At 56.0% G+C, this 339-nt stretch carries 1 protein-coding gene; it reads left to right on the forward strand.

The window, feature by feature from the left end:
* Positions 1–339 (forward strand): calcium-binding protein (locus tag B4U49_RS00105; protein ID WP_143735408.1); only part of this gene is annotated, 339 nt, incomplete at both ends.

Here is a 339-nt window from a genome sequence, read left to right on the forward strand (position 1 = left end):
CAGCAACAACCTGCTGCTGACCGTTGGTACAACCGGCGAAGTGATTACCGTATCGAACTACTTCCTCGGCGATGGCACCAGCGGCTATGCGTTGGATGCCATCGAATTTGCCGATGGCACAGAGTGGGATATCGACGCAGTGAAAGCCATGGTGCTGGAAGGTGGTGCTGGTAATGACACCATGACAGGCTTTGCTTCAGATGACGTAATGAACGGTGGTGCAGGCAATGACAGCATCAGCGGTGCAGACGGAGCGGATAGCCTTGCAGGGGAAGAAGGTAACGACTACCTCTACGGCAACAATGGCAACGACGTGCTGGATGGCGGCGACGGCCGTGA

Source organism: Microbulbifer mangrovi, from assembly GCF_002009015.1.
GTDB lineage: Bacteria > Pseudomonadota > Gammaproteobacteria > Pseudomonadales > Cellvibrionaceae > Microbulbifer > Microbulbifer mangrovi.